Source organism: Paenibacillus sp. JT31N17 (assembly GCF_056269255.1).
Genome location: NZ_JBWDNP010000010.1, coordinates 105523 through 121595, shown reverse-complemented (window position 1 = coordinate 121595; position 16073 = coordinate 105523). Strand labels below are relative to the sequence as shown.

Sequence of the window (16073 nt, the reverse complement as noted above, 5' to 3'; positions counted from 1 at the left end):
GGCTGCGCCGTCCTTTGCGGCAACGTTAGTTTCTTCCCTCAAACCTTATAGACCTTTAGACGTGAAACTTATAAATGCTATAAGGTCAAAAAAAAGGCCAACCAGATTGATTCTGGTTGACCTCTTTGCTCAATATCGGCAGATCCCAACGACGGTTCAATTATAATTTGTAAATATCGCTGTATTTCTTCTCCAGGTAAGCGACCAAATAATCCGGATCAAGCGGCTTGCCGGTAATGGCATTAATGAGCTCCGAAGGCGTCCGCAGCTTGCCGTATTGATAGACCTTGTCCGTCAGCCATGCTTTAATGGGAAGAAGCTCGCCGCGCTCGACCAGGCCCCAGAAGCCCGGAATCTCCTGCTCCATGGTGACGGTTATTTGAGCGGCATACATGTTGCCCAGCGAATAGGAAGAGAAGTAGCCGAATGCCCCGCCGGACCAGTGGACATCCTGCAGCACGCCTTCCCCGTCGTTTTGCGGCACAACCCCCAGATATTCACGGTACTTTTCGTTCCACAGCGCAGGGAGCTCGGAGGCTTTGACCCCTTCGTTGAAAATAAGCTTCTCCATCTCGTAGCGGATAATAATATGGAGATTATAGGTCAGTTCATCCGCTTCGATACGGATAAGCGAAGGCTTCACCACATTGGTGGCGCGGTAGAAATCCTCCACACCCACATCCAGCTGACCGGGAAAATGCCGCTGCAAATCTCCGAAATAACGGCCCCAGAACGGCTTGCTGCGTCCGATCACATTTTCCCAGAAACGGGACTGCGATTCGTGAATCCCCATAGAAGTACCGGTGCAGAGCGTCGTTCCAATCAGTTCTTTCATGATGTTCTGCTCATAAAGCGCGTGACCGCCCTCATGGATCGTTCCGAACAGTGCGCTTGTCACATCATCCGTCAAATAACGGGTCGTAATCCGCACATCCCCCGGGTTCAGACCGGTTGCGAACGGATGCACGCTCTCATCAAGCCGTCCACCCGTGAAATCAAAGCCCATCTGCTCCAGAATAAACAAACTGAATTTCTTCTGGGCTTCCTTGGCGAAGGTTTGTTTCAGGAATCCGCGCTCGGGCTGATGAGGCGATGCGGCAATAGCCGCAGCAAGCGGAACGAGCTTCTCTCGGAGTCCTCCGAATACCTGATCCAGTTCAGCGGTAGTCATACCCGGCTCATAAGCATCAAGCAGCGTATCATAGCGGGTAGCTCCAGGGCCCCACAGATCAATGAACTGATTATTATATGTAATGATTTTATCCAGATAGGGCTCAAACGACGCATAGTCGCTTTTTTCCTTGGCCTCTTCCCACATGGATTCGGCTTGCGAGGTCAGCACCACATATTCCTGATAAAGCTTGGGCGGGATTTTCACGCTGCGGTCGTAATCCTTGCGCGTTTCCTTGACCAGCCTGCGGTCTATCTCGCTTAAGTCCCCGAGGTTTCCTTCCTGCTCCAGCTCCGTCAGCCACTCGCCAAGCTCCGGCGCGGTGGAGAGCTTGAACATTTGACCGGACAGCATGCCGATCGCTTCGCTCCTGGCCTCCATTCCCTTGCGCGGAGCGCCGGTGCGCAAATCCCAATACAGCACGCCCAATGCTTCCTCATAGCTCTTGATTTGGGCAATCCGCTCGCGAAACGAGCTCAATGCCTGCTCAACGCTTGTCGTCATACAGATTCCACCTTTCCGGAAATGATAATCGTATTTCTGCAAAAAAACCGCCGTCTTCATATCCATGGCCTTATCCAAATAAAGCCCCTACTTGATCATACTTTTCTCAAAACGTATAATCAACTTTAATCCATGTTTAGTTTAAGAGATCCCATCATTCGAGAGGAGCTTCATTCCATGCATTTTACCTTTACCCCCTCAGCCGTGGAGCAATTGTCCGAACAGATAAAAGATGATGATCGAAGCCTGCGGCTAATGTATGATACCGAGGGCTGCGGCTGCGCCGTTAACGGCGTCCCCACCCTGCAGCTTATCAAGGCTCCTGCGGCTGACAACAAGCTGGGCGAAGGGGATCCCTTCTCCGTCTGGTACGATCCGAATGACGAGGTTTTCTTCGAGCCAAGCCTGCGCATCGACTTTGACAAGTCGCGGCATGCCTTCAGCCTGAAGAGTGACAACCAGATCTACACTACGAACCTGAGATTGCTGAAAGAAGATATTCAAAACGTTCAATTTTGATCATGAGTTAAACAATTTGAATTTGAATTGAAAGACAACCGGATTACATTACTAGAGAGATTAGGATTGGTGAATAAACGTGAAGAACATCGAGAATATTTTATCCTTTAATGATCGTTTTGTTGAAAATCGCGAGTACGAGCAGTATCTGACCGACCGTTTTCCCGACAAGAAGATGGTTATTGTAACTTGTATGGACACCCGCTTGACCGAGCTGCTGCCAAAAGCGTTGAACCTGCGCAACGGCGATGCCAAAATCATCAAAAACGCCGGCGGCATCATCACCCAGCCCTTCGGCAATATTATGCGCAGCGTGCTGATCGCGGTTTATGAGCTTGGCGCTGACGAGGTGCTCGTCATCGGACATCATGAATGCGGCATGACCGGACTCGACCCGGAAAACGTCATCCAGCATATGACGGAGAACGGGATCAAGGATGAAACCATCAACACGCTGCTGCATTCCGGAATGGATCTCAAGCGCTGGCTTACCGGGTTCGACGATGTCCATGACAGCGTGCTGAAGAGCGTCAGCATAATCCGCAATCATCCGCTGCTGCCGCCCAAAACGCCGGTTCATGGCCTGATTATCCACCCCGGCACCGGAAAGCTGGATCTGCTGACCAAAGGCTACGATATAGTGGAGGGCCAGCAGAACTAGGATGTTTTTCTGGAGCGCGCCACTGCCCCCTGTTTTATAGATTCCGATTTTACAAACAAAAAAGTGTGCAGCCGGCCTGTCTGGGACAGGAGCTGCACACTTTTTTTGTTTCGGCTTGTTATTTTACGAGCATTTTGAGTGTATCGTCCATAATCTGCCCGCCTGCTTCGAAACCGCTGTAAAGCCAGCTGCTGGTTGAAGGCATCTCATAAACATGACCAGCCTTAACGGCAGGGAGATTCTTCCAGATTGGGCTATCCAGTGTTTCCGTCGTTTTGTCGCTGTTCACCAGGAAGATATGCTCCGCATTAAGTCCAGCCAGCTTCTCCAGTGATACGGGACTCCAGGTAGCTTTCTGCTCAGCCGTAATATCGGACACCAGATTCGGAGGCGTCATGCCCAGATCGCCATACAGAACGGCGCCGCTGGAACGGGTTTCGTCCACGATATAGAACTGCTTCTGCACCAGCCACAGGATCGCCGCGGATTGTGTGCCGATGGATTGCTGAAGCTTTGCCTTGGTATCGGCCACCTTCTGGTCATAAGCCTTTAGCGCCTGTTCGGCCGACTCCGACTTGCCAAGCAGCTCGCCTATCTTGAGCAGCGTCTTGCGCCAGTCTTTATTGATTTCATCACCAATCACGTAGGTCGGCGCTATTTTGGCATATTGCTCATAAAGACCTTTTTGAACCTGCGACTCGGAGCCTATCAGGATCAGATCAGGCGAGAAGCTTGCCACCGCCTCGAGCGGCAGATCGTAGCTGATAATCGGAATGCCCTTCAAATCCCCCTGCAAATAATCCTGGACACTTTCCGGCCCAATCGACCATTGGGCTACGGGCTTGATGCCCAGTGCGACCAGATGATCCTCAAGATAAGAAGCAAGAATCCGCTGCGGATCAGCCGGAATCGTCACTTCATGACCCATCGCATCCGTCACGATTTTCTCCGTTTGCGCTTCGTTGGGCGTGTCTGTGCCGCTGCCTTCCGGAGCTGCCGGATCTCCTGTTGGGCTGGTGGCGGAATTGCCTGCTGACGGTGTACTGGCGCCGCTGTTATTGTCAGCCTTGCCTGCCCCGCCGCATGCCGCCAGAAATACGGTCATCACCAGCAAGACGCTCAATGCCAAGGTGAATTTTAAAGAACGTTCTTTACGCGAATGATTCATGAGTTCCTCCTGCTTTTCTCTGTAAGTTATAGAGCGTCCATTATGTAAGATGATGCGTTCATCGCCCTCAAACTATGATAATGATAATCAATATCATTGTCAATGAGAAAATTGGCTCCCATTCCTCATGCGGTCAAGATTCCTCTTCCGTCCTTACTTGTCCGTTTGACCGTCTTCTTGTTTTCTTGGCCGCCGCGGCTGCCGCTCTTGCTGTGATGACATCGCTCCGATCCCGCAGGGTATGACGGTGCAATAGTTCTTGATCCTCCGGGCTCTCTGCGCCCCATACCAGATTCCGGGAGCTGCAAATCTCTTCGCATTCGAGCCTCAGCGCTTCATCCGCAAGCGGCAGGTTCATATCGCGGAACGGCCCCCCCACTTCCAATCCGGCAAGGCGCTCTCTCACCATACGAATCAGTTGATGTCCGTCCAGGCCGAGCCCTTCCAGATGTTCAGGAACCAGCCGGTCCAGCGATTGCCGGAGCATTTTGTCCGCGCCGCGCAGATTGCCACGGCGGTGATGATAGGAGCCAACCGCAATTTGTATCAGACCGACCCAGGTATCTGCATACGCATCACCAGGATGCTCTTTCCAATACTCCTCCAGCAGCTCATGACATTCAAAGTAATCCCGCGTTCCATGAAATTCCACTAAATATAAAATATAGGCCTTTGGGTAGTTGACATCTCCCATTGCTATCCTCCTGAATTTCGACGTGATACGCATTAAAAGTGAAACCTTTGATCATATTAGACGTAATTGAAGGGAAAGGCAATGATCCTTTCATCGCCTAAATACCAGAAGGAGAATGACAGATGAAAAAAGGTTTAATGTTGTTCATGGCGTTCACACTCTTCTTTGCTGTCAGTGTGGGATCGGTAGATGCCAAAAGAGGCGGAGGCTTCAAGTCTCCCAGACAAGGCTTTACCCAACATCCCGCAAAGAATCCCGATAGCGGAATAAATAAATCGACAGGCGGGACAAGCGGTGCCGTAAAATCAGGTACGGCTGCAACAACCAAACGCGGTTTTTTCAGCGGCGGCAGCTTAATGCGAGGTTTGATGATTGGCGGTCTTGCCGGCCTGCTGTTCGGCGGAATATTCGGAGGAATGGGGTTCCTGGGCAATTTTCTGGGATTGATCGTCAACGTGCTCGCCATCTATATTCTGATTGCGGCCATACGGGGTATCATCCACTACTTCCGTAATCGGCGCAGGCCATCCAATCCGAACAACCGGGGTACCTATTAATAATGAGGATCTATACGGATGAGATCATCAATGCGATTTGCCTGAATATAGCGGATCGCAAAGGCCTTCCTCCTACCGCGGTAGAAGCGCAATTGTCCTGGGACGAGCAGTATGGCTATACCGCCGAGGTTTGGGTGCAGGGCCGCAGCCAGTATCTGGTCGAAGCCAACCTGCTGGAAGCGATCGAGCAGTATATGCTTAAGCAATACCAAAGACGCGTGTTCCGCTCCCAGATCAAATTGGATGTGGACGAAGAGTTTTGGGCAGATATTGAGGATTAATTCAGGTTAAGCGTATTGTTTATCACAAGAAGATCGGACATGGAGGAACAAAAACCTTCGTGCCGGTCTTTTTTTTATGGGTTTGACAAAAAGGTTGCAGCTGTCAGCGATGTAAATAATGGAAGACCGCTATTCTGCCGAAACCTCCTCTCTATTCAGGCGTTTAATCTACTAGACTAGTAGAGGAGGAGCTGAATCAATCTTATGCGTCAACGATGGAAGCTGATCATTGCGATCGCGATGATTCTGCAAGCTGCATACGGAGCAGCCGCTTCTTCTGTAAGCGCCTCCGATCTTACGACCAATTACCGCGTCTATCAGAATGACCAGGCGGTTAAGGAATTTTCGACCGAAGCGGGGGCAATCGCTTTTGCGAAAAATTTAACTTACAGCCATGTTGAGCTGATAACGGGTCGAGTATGGGTATGGGATAATTTTCCCAAATACAAGGTTTATGAGAATGGGTATTCCACAGGAAACCGGGAATTCAGGACGCTGGCCGAAGCGAAAACCTTCGCCGGGAAGCTTCGTTTTCCGCAAATCCGCGATCTGGAGCAGCCAGGATGGATATCCGGCACCTACCCCCGCTTTCAAATGTACCAGGGAGACAAGTCGCTGCCGGGATGGAGCTATGCCTCTCTTGACGAGGCCAAGCAGGCCGCAAAGGCTTACAGCAATATTCACATTGTCGAGCTTGCGACCAATCAATGGATTTGGGATAACTTAAGCGCTGCGCAAAAGCAGGCCCAGCGTTCGGCGGCAGCCGTCTACGATATCCGGCAAAATGGCATATCGACCGGAAGCATGCGCTACTCCTTCCTCCTCGATGCGATGCGAGCCGCTGCCAGGCAGCCAGGAAGCGTTGTGGTAAACACCGCAACCGGACTTGTTCCATATACAACAATAAAGCCGTTCACTGTCACGCAAAATGGCCGGCCTGTTCAATCCTTCAGCGGGCTGGGCGGCGCGCTCGTTTATGCCAAGACGCTGTCGGGTGCGGCAATCATAAAAGACGGGCAGGAATGGTGGACGAATATTCCTTATTTGAGCGTTAGACAAGGGGATCGTGTTGTGTCCTATTTTCATACGAGACAAAGCGCAGTTGCCTTCGCTAAGGGTTACAAGAACGTTTCGGTCGCTGCGGCAGACGGCCGTATTATTTGGAGCGATACAAGGGAGCTTGCTTATTTGGCCTGGAATGGCACATCCAGCACGGATACCATACTAGCACAGGTCCACAATACACAGGGGCTGGATATCGACTCCCCTTCCTGGTTCGAGCTTGCAGGTTCTGACGGAACGCTGACCGATCATTCCGATCCTGCCCTTGCGGCATCGATGGAGAAAGAGGGCTTAAAGCTGACGCCGCTTGTTCATAATCAGTTTGATACAAAGATGACCAGCGTTTTCCTCCGCAATCCGGCTGCAAAAGCCAAATTTATCAACTCCCTGGTGGAGCGTCTCGAAGCGCTTGAGGTTGAAGGTGTGAATCTTGATTTTGAGGGGCTGGACGGGGGCGACCGCGCCCTCTACACTTCCTTCGTTGCCAGTCTAGCTGAAGCTGCGCACCTACGCGGCCTGACGGTATCCATTGATTTGCCGCGCGGCGATGTGGCATGGGATGCCCAGACCGCCTATGATCACAAGGCTTTGGCGAATATTGTCGACATGATCATGATCATGGCTTATGACCAGTATTGGGAGGGCAGCCAGCAAGCCGGCTCCGTCTCAGAGCTTCGCTGGGCTGAAGAGGGAATCAAGCAGTTCCTCGCCTACGGGATCCCCCGCGGCAGGCTGATGCTGGGCATTCCCTTCTATGTCCGCGAATGGCGGCTCGACGCGGCAGGAAAGCTGGTCGACAGCAAGGCTGTCTTTATGAAGGACGTCGCGGAAACGATTGAACAGCAAGATGCTGTCGGCACGTATGATCCCGGAGCTGGCCAAACGAAATATACGTATAAAAAAGACGGGTATACGTATGTATTCTGGGCGGAAACAGCGGATACCGTGAAGGCGCGGGTTGACCTCGCCAGAAAATATGGCCTGGCAGGCGTTGCGGCCTGGCGTCTGGGCTATGAAAGCTCCGATCTTTGGACGATGTTATTACAGCAGAAGTAAAGATTTGTCCGCGACTTTATTAGTGCTTCCTCCTACCGATATGGTATGATAATAGGGAACGGTTGAGAAACTATTAGACAGCTTAAGGAGGAGATCAGGATATGTCGCAATATAAAGAAATTCAATCTCTTGAAGAATGGAACTCCGCTCTGGAAGGTTCTGCAGATCGTCCGCTTGTTGTGTTCAAGCACAGCACGACCTGTCCGGTAAGCGCGAATGCGTATGAGGAGTTTACAAAATATCTGGAGCATGACTCCGGCTCCGATACGGATTATGTCCTGGTAAAGGTGATCGAATCCCGTCCGGTTTCCAACCAGATTGCGGAAGATGTTGCCGTCAAGCATGAGTCTCCTCAAATTATCATGATCAAGAACAAAGAAAAATACTGGAGCGCTACGCACTGGGCGATTACTGAAGCCCATATGCGCGCGGTAATGCAATAGTACCGATTCGCCTGAAATCCAAACAGCCAGCCTCTGAACGTCTGATGACGTCGTGGCTGGCTGTTTGGATTTCGTAAGTTAGCTGTTTTCCGTTCAACTGCTTCAGCAGCGCTTCAGCCGAGCCGACCGGTGCTTCGCAAGCGAAATCCCGGCACACATAGTCAGCCGCCTGGCCGCCTATGGAGCGTTTATCGGCCAGATGCTGCGGGTGCGGGTAGCTCCTGCCATTGCTGTCATGCTGCTCCGCAATGAAACGCGGGCTGCCATAGGGCATGTAAGCCTTTCCTCCTCCATGTGGTTTTGTTTTATCGCTACCCGGACAATCATTGGGTCAATGCCATTCCGTAACATTCATCCAATCACGCCGAAGCCTGTATGCATAAATTACAATGTACCGAAAATCAAGGAGGTGCTTTGAATGTCTGATGTAGTTGGCGGTGTTGGCTCAAGTTTCGCATTTATACTCGTCCTCTTTATCTTGCTGGTCATTATCGCTTGCAGTTGCGGTAAATTCGGTTATTAATTAACCCGGAACCTGACCCCCTTTCATGTTCCTAACTTGCAAAAATCCCCAATTGACCCGCTATGCGGGTCTTTTGCTCTATAATAATATATTTTCGCTGCTCCATACGAACCCCATTTGCGGCGCCATGTCGCTTCACAGATAAACATCGGAATTTGTTACTGAGTTTGTATCGTTGTCGGTAATGCAAACCAAACGATGGAGATGTTCACTGAATTGGAGCCAGGAGCAATTATGCATGCCGTGGAAAAAAACTGAGGCTATATTCATTGGAGGATCCTTTTCCTGCTGCGGCTTTCATTTAAACGATGACAGAGGAATTCCATTAATCACGATAAACAATATCGTTCCAATGAGAAATATAACGTAGGCCAGCAGCGGCCTGGAATAATGGAGCACCACAATCGGCAGCATTACGAAATCAAAAAGCATGGATTTCAGCAGGTTCCATCCGTGATCGTAGTGATAATCTCCAAACACATACAGAATTCCTTCTATTAACGTTAATAACAGCGCCCATACAGATATGTAAATCCCTTTTTTAATAATTCCTTTATCGTCTGGATAGTTGGTCAGATAAATTAGTGTCTTGGGTGGATAGAAGAAAATACATATCAATAAATCATTAATTAAATCTCCTCCCAATACAGAACGTTGATCCCACAACGTATATCTATAGGTTATTAGATTAATCATTAAATCACCAGCAATTAAGAACAAAATAGTGGATTGGTAATTTTTCCAATTCCTCCAATCACTTTTGTAGTAAGCAACGATCCAAACCAAAAGAAAAATCGCAATACGCATCATAATAATCACCCCAGTATCAAACATTCCCATTTCGTTTACTTTTAATCGTCAACTGAGGGATGCAAAAAAGCCACCCGCAGTGGAATGGCTGATATTATAGGTTTAAAATACGCATGAACACTCATTCCCGTGTTTTTTCACGTTATTTATTTACAGACTTCTCATCATTAATCCAAAATACATAATGTTTCTTTTTGTCCCATAAATCAGGATTGTCTTTCCTTCCCGTTCCGCAAAAGCCAGCGGATATGAATATAAATCCAAGTGATAATCGTCCCGGGATAACTTCCCGATCTCTTTGCGATGATGCAAGTCAATAAGAGAGGCATATTGATAGAAAATCGCGGTATACAAGCAAATAAGAAGACGTGCTTGTTAGCGGACAATGCACGTCCCCCTATCCTCAAAGAAGCATAGTCTGGAGCATTAACCATCCATAGACGATACAGAAATTACGGAGTGCCTCGTATAGCTGGCCACTATCGCATGAACCTGCCCCGGCATAGCCAAGGGCTCCCTTGCAGTCTTGCTGATCAGATTTGCACTATAGACATTGACGAAGCTGGGGTTAGGGTAAAAAGTCAATGAATAGGCATATTTACTATCCGCTGTAATTGTCATTCCTCCGGAGCTCGCGAGGGGAATAAAGGCGCTTGGAGGCGTTGATATACCGGCTGGAACGACCGAAATGATTTGCAGCCCTGACTGCTGTTGATTTATTGAATTTCTAATTAAGACGCAGATCCGCTTTCGATCCGGTGTCACGGCAATTTCTCTTTGATCCGTATAGCTGTCGATCGACTCAATGACGGTATTTCCGTTCATTCGAATTATTTTTTCAACATCCGATTGTATAATATACCTTGAATTATTGGGTAATCCGGTCATGCTGAGCGGACTTTGCAGAAGTGGATGGGTGATTCGCTGATTATTGAACAGATCGTTTACAGGAGCCGAGAAGATATCGCCGGGGCTGTGATCTTGAGTTTGGACATTCAAAGCCTGAATTTGATACGCTCCCGGGTACCCGACAACCGCAAAAGGAATTACTTGTTCCATATAGGCGGGTGATCCGTACTGGCTTGCAAGACTTGCAAAAATATCATGCGTAACCGAATGTGTCCCTACCGGAATAGCATCCACTATGCCTCTCGCCGAAGGAGTGCCCGCCATATTATTGATAGCTACAAATACAGTGCTGCTGTCGGGTGATACTGTCAGCGATACATTTTCACCTGATGAGGTGTGAAGATCGTACAGAAACAGTTTATTGGCTGCATCAAAGACCTTTACAATACCGGAGTGCAGATCGGCTGCGTAGAGATAGTTATTATCCGGGGTTACCAGCATGGCATTCGTATACCAGGATTGTTCAAATGAATATATTTTGACCGCTTCTCTGGTCAATAAGTGGACTGCATAAAGCGAGCTGTCTACTAAATTGGCTACATACAGCTGTGTCTCGTCCGGGCTTATCGCCAGGTTCAGCAGGTTGGCCGGCACTCCTCCGGTAGCCACACCAACAGGAACTGACGCACCGGTAATGGTATTAGTTACGGGATCCACATAAGAGATCAATGCAGTGGATTCATCGGGGGATAAATGAGCGACATAAACGTAATTGGGAAAAGTGGACGTTTGGAACACGGACGCATTGAAATCGCGTTCGCTCACGGTTGGATTATAACCGCCAATCTGGCTTTCTACACGCGCGCGCAGCGTGTAGGTATAGGATCCAGCCGACGGCTCGTCAACGAATGTCAGGGAGACGGGTCCCTTGAAGTTAATGGAGCTTCCGGTTCTGGTATGATCATAAATAACCGCGTTGGAATAGACGGGGTCATCATTTCGAAGAATTTGATACGTTATGTTCAGTACACGGGGCAAACCTGGCGGGCTGCTGAAGGCAAGTTGAAAAGCGGCATCCAGCTTAACGACCAGCTGATCGGTCGATACAAGCAAATTATGAATCGTATTCAAGGTTACCCATGCACCGGGCGTTCCTGAAGGAAATATGATCGGTGTCATTGACCGGTTGTAGCCCATGACCGGGATTACTCCAGACCCATGCCCCATCGGCCCGATGGGGCCAGCCGGTCCTTGCACTCCCGCAGATGGATTGCCGGCAGCTCCCTGGGCTCCTCCAGCCGGTCCAACAACTCCGGCACCTGTTCCCGAAACGGGATACCCCGTCATGCCTGCAGGTCCTGCCCCTTTCGGGCCTGTGCTGACTTGAAGATCAGAATCTCCCTTCGGCCCCGTCGGACCTAATGGTTCTATAATCATACGATGCACTCCCTCTCTGAAATCATGAGCAGTCCCACAAAATTCCTATCTGGAATTCCGTTATGGATGGTCTGGCTGCTGTCTCTCTATCATCTTTACAATATATGAAGTTTACAAGATTATGTCTTGGCATTTGCCTCAATTTTCTAAATCAGGGCAGCTGTAAACCCAAATAATAGATACCAGTCTGGTATAGAAATAAAGCTTGTATTTCTGCCGGCAACTGATGCAATAGAATGGGGCTTTAAGAGGAATCTCTCAAAGCCCCGCTTCATTCATATTGTAATGCGGCTATCATAGCGGTATCGGGGTTTGGCCCCGACAGCCTCTACCTCCTGAGGCAAAAGAAATCCAGCAGCCCTGCGGATTATGTAGCGCAGCTCATTCTTGTACCAAAAAGAGACGACATCATATTCGTTATCGAGCGAAAGCTTCAAGCCGGCAAATTTTCTTTGTCCGGTGGAATCAAGAGCATCCCCCGGCTTCAGCCACAAGAGATACGGCTCCGATGCGGCTTTATGTATAAATTGACATGCCAGACGATAGTCGACCATTCCAGTAAAGGTATAAACATGCCGGGTAAAGCGTTTTGCGATTTCCACCGTATGATCCGTGGATCCCTGATCCAGCACAACAATTTCATCAACTAGTCCGGCTGTCGACGAAAGCGAGGCTTCCAGCCGCTTCGCGTCATTATTTGTTGTCATGCATAAACTGAGCCGGATGGGATCCTTCTCGATAAGCTCTCGAATGGGCGCCCCCCACTTGCTCTCCGCCTTCTTTTTGTTTTCTATAAGCAGATTCTGTAAATTCATTGCCGGCAGCTGATTGCTGCTCGCATGTCCGATATGGTGAATGAAGGAATCCTGTACAATCAGCAGTTTGTAGCCATTGCGGATCGCTCTCAAGGATAAATCGTCGTCTTCATAATTGCCTAAACCATACTGTTCGTCGAAGTGTCCGATATCTTCAAGAACACTGCGTTTGGCGAGCAGGCAAAAGCCAATGAGACGGCGTACCTCCAGGACCCTTCCTCTACGTTGTTCACAGTAGCTTTTCGCAAAGCTCTCCATATCTTCAATAGCCTTGTAGTCCACCGCGATTTGTTGATTGCCGCTGGCATAGTTCGTTACCGGACCTACCATTCCGACCAGGCCGCTGCTATACAGAGCTTCGATTAAAGGCGTTAGCCAGCCTGTAGGGACAATGGTATCGTTATTGAGAAATAGAATGTTGTCCCCTGTTGACACCTCAAGACCTTGATTGCAGCCTTTGGCAAAGCCGAGATTATGCTTGTTGGCAATCAGGACGATGTTATCCAGACGTTTGAGAAAGTCAACCGTGCCGTCCGTGGAACCATTGTCCACAACGATGAGCTCGTAATCTTCCGATGTGCATCGTCTAATGCTGTCCAGACAATCCGCCGTCAACGCAAGCTGATTATAAGTGAGAATAACAATACTGGTCTTCATATCCCCACCCCTTTACTTGTTCTCACCTCCTGGCCACGTAAGCTCCACATAGCCGGCACCCAGCAATTCTTTGTAGTAATTTCTGTTGTAAATCATGCTTGGATGTGACGGATAGTAATGCAAGGCCACTTCATTATGGTAGTTGGCTTTGTGCGAATCCCCCAATCGGTCATAACACAAACACAGCTGCAGATGGGGCAGCCAGGTGGAAGAAACCGTGTCCTTCATTCCCATCGACTCTTCACGATCCGGCAGGGCTATGGCTTGCTCGTACCAGTAAATGGCCTGGATATAACGGTTATCCGTGAAGAAATACGATCCAAGCCTGCAGCAGAACTCAGACCGCGGAATATCATACTGGAGAGTTCTGCAGAGGGATTCAAATTGCATCTGTTTATCCCCCAGCCGTTCCCGGCATTCGGCCAGTTTCAGGCAAGCCTGAAAATTATCTTCAATCCACCCCAGTCCGGTTGCCAGAAAACGCTCGTAATAATCGCAAGCTTCCTCATTGAAAGCATGTTCACGAAGCTCATTCGCGTAATAATATAAATCCCGTGGGGAGAACGCCTCTCCCTGTTCGGCCCGCTTGCGGTATATCCGTAAATTCCGGTCGGTATGCGGCTTATCCTTCTGATGGGTGATGCATACTTCACTGGCAAGCGAACTGCCGAATACCGCCAAATATTCATGCACTGGCCCCACCCACAGAAAATGGCAATCACGTCTTACCAGACGGTTGCGTCTCAAGCTGGAGGTTACCTTCCCCTCACTGTCAAAGGCAAGATTGTATGCCATGCTTACCGATTGAATATCGGGTTTGAGCGATGCCTTCAATTCCTTGAGAAGCGTCCGGTCCTTCTCCTCAATGTAATCATCGGCGTCCAGCCACAGAATATATTCGCATGCCGCTTTGCTGAAGGAATAATTTCTCGCTGCCGCAAAATCGTCGATCCATTCGAAATTATAGACCTTCGCTCCCCATGCGGCGGCGATTTCCTTGGTTTTGTCTGTTGATCCCGTATCAACAATGATTATTTCATCTGCAATATCCTTGACACCGGACAGGCAGCGCTCCAGAATTTTCTCCTCATTGCGGACAATCATGCATAGACTGATCGTAATCATTGGCTTCCTCCATTCCGATCTTCCGTGACAGATTCCTCCAGCGTGGATTCCTGGCCTAAAAGGCGCAGCCAATTCTCATCATCTATATTTATATAAAATATATAGAAATAACAACGGATGTAGACCATCTCAGGCGGCGAGCCGGGCAATACCACAAATACTGAAAAAGACACCGACGGTTTTGACGGTACAACCGGATTAAATCAGTATGCGGGTGCAAAAGTTCACTTTTATTCCCCGAGGCGATATCGGCGCGGGTAAAAATTCATATTGATTAAAGCTTATCCGGCTGCTGCTTACCCTCCTCCTATCCGGATTCAGAAACAAGCTTTTTTCAAAATATAAGGAAGGAAGAATCGCCCGTTACATGCTGGCTTGCGGAATATGCATCAGCTGCACTTTCAGTTGATTGAAGGTCGCAGATAATTATTAAGAGGATCATGCCCCATCTCCGGCATGATCCTCTTTATGGTTTCCCCCAAGATACCGTGACACTTAAATGTGCCTACTTCCCAATATATTATTCTGGATACATAATAGCATCACTGGCAGGTGGACTATCAGAGAGTCATATCATACTTGAATTGAAAGCAGGTGCAATAGTGGAAAATCATCAAACAAATGCAGAAATCAAAGCACCCGCTTTTGAAATCGGCCTATATACTTTCGGGGATCTGGTTCCCAATCCGGACGGCGGGGGAATCATCCCTGCACGGCAGCGCATCCGGGAAATCGTGGACGCCGCTGTGCTTGCCGATGAGGCGGGACTCGATATCTTTGGCGTAGGCGAGCATCACACGCTGGAATTTGCCGTATCCTCCACCTCGGTTGTACTGGCCGCAATCGCACAGGTCACGAAGCGAATCCGGCTGACCAGCGCGACCACAGTACTGAGTACCATTGATCCGGTCCGGTTGTTCGAGGATTTCGCCACCGTGGATTTGCTGTCGGACGGACGCGCTGAAATTATTGCAGGGCGTGGAGCGTTCGTGGACTCCTTCCCGCTGTTCGGCTACGATCTTGACGATTATCACAATCTCTTTGCCGAGAAAATCGGCCTGCTTATGAAGCTGGGCGAGCGGGAGCGGATCACCTGGAGCGGCCGTTACCGCAGCGCTCTGAACAATCTGGAGATTGCTCCGCGTCCGAAGCAGCCTGAATTGCCCATATGGGTAGGTGTAGGAGGAACACCGGAGAGCGCAGCGAATGCGGGCCGGCTTGGACTTGGCATGGCGCTTGCGCTGCTCGGCGGACCTCCCGAGCGGGCAAAGCCCCTCGTTGATATGTACCGGCAGGCAGGTCAATTAGCTGGTCATCATCCATTGAAGCTGAAGGTCGCAGTCTCCAGCCACGGTTATGTGGCCGAAACCTCCCAGCTTGCGAGGGATGAATTGTATCCGTATTACAGCAGCTATCTCGAGCAATTTCTGGGTAAGCGGACAGGGAGGGGAAGAATGTCCCGCACCGAGTTCGAGCAATCAGCCAGACCCGGCACCGCGTTTGCCGTCGGCAGCCCACAGGAGCTGATCGAGACCATTCTGCACCAGCATGAGCTTTTCAGCCACAGCCGGTATATGGTCCAGCTCGATATTGGAGGGATGCCTTACTCCAAGGTCGCGAAGGCGATTGAATTGCTGGCTGCTAAAGTTGCACCCGTAGTACGGCGCGAGCTGGCACGCTGACGGCATTGGAATTCCAAGTGCAGGACACCTTATTCTATTTTCCAGCGGTTCTTTATTTA

16 protein-coding genes are annotated in these 16073 nt (G+C 49.6%); 8 read left to right on the top strand and 8 right to left on the bottom strand.

Annotated elements, in window-relative coordinates:
- Positions 1-160: 160 nt before the first annotated feature.
- Positions 161-1675 carry a carboxypeptidase M32 gene (locus AC0YOB_RS26085; protein ID WP_475795249.1) on the bottom strand — a complete coding sequence of 505 codons (1515 nt, stop codon included), beginning with the start codon at positions 1673-1675 and terminating at the stop codon, positions 161-163.
- Positions 1676-1852: 177 nt separating this feature from the next.
- Here AC0YOB_RS26085 and AC0YOB_RS26080 point away from each other — a divergent pair, with 177 nt between their 5' ends.
- Both AC0YOB_RS26080 and AC0YOB_RS26075 read left to right on the top strand, forming a co-directional pair.
- Positions 1853-2194: an iron-sulfur cluster biosynthesis family protein gene (locus AC0YOB_RS26080; protein WP_210040494.1), complete on the top strand. Its 342-nt coding sequence runs from the start codon at positions 1853-1855 to the stop codon at positions 2192-2194.
- Positions 2195-2273: 79 nt separating this feature from the next.
- On the top strand, positions 2274-2855 hold the full coding sequence (locus tag AC0YOB_RS26075) for a beta-class carbonic anhydrase (RefSeq protein ID WP_475795248.1): 582 nt from the start codon (positions 2274-2276) through the stop codon (positions 2853-2855).
- Positions 2856-2973: 118 nt separating this feature from the next.
- Here the strand turns inward: AC0YOB_RS26075 and AC0YOB_RS26070 are convergent, their stop codons facing one another.
- Entirely contained in the window at positions 2974-4023 is a 1050-nt protein-coding gene (locus AC0YOB_RS26070) for an iron-hydroxamate ABC transporter substrate-binding protein (protein WP_475795247.1), read from the bottom strand.
- A gap of 133 nt (positions 4024-4156) precedes the next feature.
- Positions 4157-4717: a DUF309 domain-containing protein gene (locus AC0YOB_RS26065; protein ID WP_475795246.1), complete on the bottom strand. Its 561-nt coding sequence runs from the start codon at positions 4715-4717 to the stop codon at positions 4157-4159.
- Positions 4718-4839: 122 nt separating this feature from the next.
- On the opposite strand from AC0YOB_RS26065, the gene AC0YOB_RS26060 reads away from it, so the two are divergent.
- The 4 genes from AC0YOB_RS26060 to ytxJ all read left to right on the top strand — a co-directional run bounded on the left by AC0YOB_RS26060 (position 4840) and on the right by ytxJ (position 8116).
- Positions 4840-5274 carry a hypothetical protein gene (locus tag AC0YOB_RS26060; protein WP_475795245.1) on the top strand — a complete coding sequence of 145 codons (435 nt, stop codon included), beginning with the start codon at positions 4840-4842 and terminating at the stop codon, positions 5272-5274.
- Positions 5275-5276: 2 nt separating this feature from the next.
- Complete coding sequence (locus AC0YOB_RS26055; RefSeq protein WP_210040483.1) at positions 5277-5555, top strand: YxcD family protein; 279 nt, start codon at positions 5277-5279, stop codon at positions 5553-5555.
- Positions 5556-5759: 204 nt separating this feature from the next.
- On the top strand, positions 5760-7673 hold the full coding sequence (locus AC0YOB_RS26050; protein ID WP_475795244.1) for a glycosyl hydrolase family 18 protein: 1914 nt from the start codon (positions 5760-5762) through the stop codon (positions 7671-7673).
- 101 nt (positions 7674-7774) lie between these two features.
- Positions 7775-8116 (top strand): bacillithiol system redox-active protein YtxJ, encoded by a 342-nt coding sequence (gene ytxJ, locus AC0YOB_RS26045; RefSeq protein WP_210040481.1) that lies wholly within the window; start codon positions 7775-7777, stop codon positions 8114-8116.
- Here the strand turns inward: ytxJ and AC0YOB_RS26040 are convergent.
- Positions 8082-8390: a hypothetical protein gene (locus tag AC0YOB_RS26040; protein ID WP_475795243.1), complete on the bottom strand. Its 309-nt coding sequence runs from the start codon at positions 8388-8390 to the stop codon at positions 8082-8084. The genes ytxJ and AC0YOB_RS26040 overlap by 35 nt on opposite strands.
- 144 nt (positions 8391-8534) lie before the next feature.
- Here AC0YOB_RS26040 and AC0YOB_RS26035 point away from each other — a divergent pair, with 144 nt between their 5' ends.
- Positions 8535-8639, top strand: coding sequence for a YjcZ family sporulation protein (locus tag AC0YOB_RS26035; RefSeq protein WP_210040480.1), 105 nt, complete (start codon positions 8535-8537; stop codon positions 8637-8639).
- Positions 8640-8936: 297 nt separating this feature from the next.
- On the opposite strand, the gene AC0YOB_RS26030 is transcribed toward AC0YOB_RS26035, so the two are convergent.
- The 4 genes from AC0YOB_RS26030 to AC0YOB_RS26015 all read right to left on the bottom strand — a co-directional run bounded on the left by AC0YOB_RS26030 (position 8937) and on the right by AC0YOB_RS26015 (position 14332).
- Positions 8937-9479: a CBO0543 family protein gene (locus tag AC0YOB_RS26030; RefSeq protein ID WP_475795242.1), complete on the bottom strand. Its 543-nt coding sequence runs from the start codon at positions 9477-9479 to the stop codon at positions 8937-8939.
- Between the two features lie 396 nt (positions 9480-9875).
- A complete protein-coding gene (locus tag AC0YOB_RS26025; protein ID WP_475795241.1) occupies positions 9876-11735 on the bottom strand; it encodes a YncE family protein in 1860 nt (619 codons plus the stop codon).
- 275 nt (positions 11736-12010) lie between these two features.
- On the bottom strand, positions 12011-13207 hold the full coding sequence (locus AC0YOB_RS26020) for a glycosyltransferase family 2 protein (protein ID WP_475795240.1): 1197 nt from the start codon (positions 13205-13207) through the stop codon (positions 12011-12013).
- A gap of 12 nt (positions 13208-13219) precedes the next feature.
- Positions 13220-14332 carry a glycosyltransferase family 2 protein gene (locus AC0YOB_RS26015; RefSeq protein WP_475795239.1) on the bottom strand — a complete coding sequence of 371 codons (1113 nt, stop codon included), beginning with the start codon at positions 14330-14332 and terminating at the stop codon, positions 13220-13222.
- A gap of 602 nt (positions 14333-14934) precedes the next feature.
- Between AC0YOB_RS26015 and AC0YOB_RS26010 the strand changes: the two genes are divergently transcribed.
- Positions 14935-16014: an LLM class flavin-dependent oxidoreductase gene (locus AC0YOB_RS26010; RefSeq protein WP_475795238.1), complete on the top strand. Its 1080-nt coding sequence runs from the start codon at positions 14935-14937 to the stop codon at positions 16012-16014.
- Positions 16015-16073 lie beyond the last annotated feature (59 nt).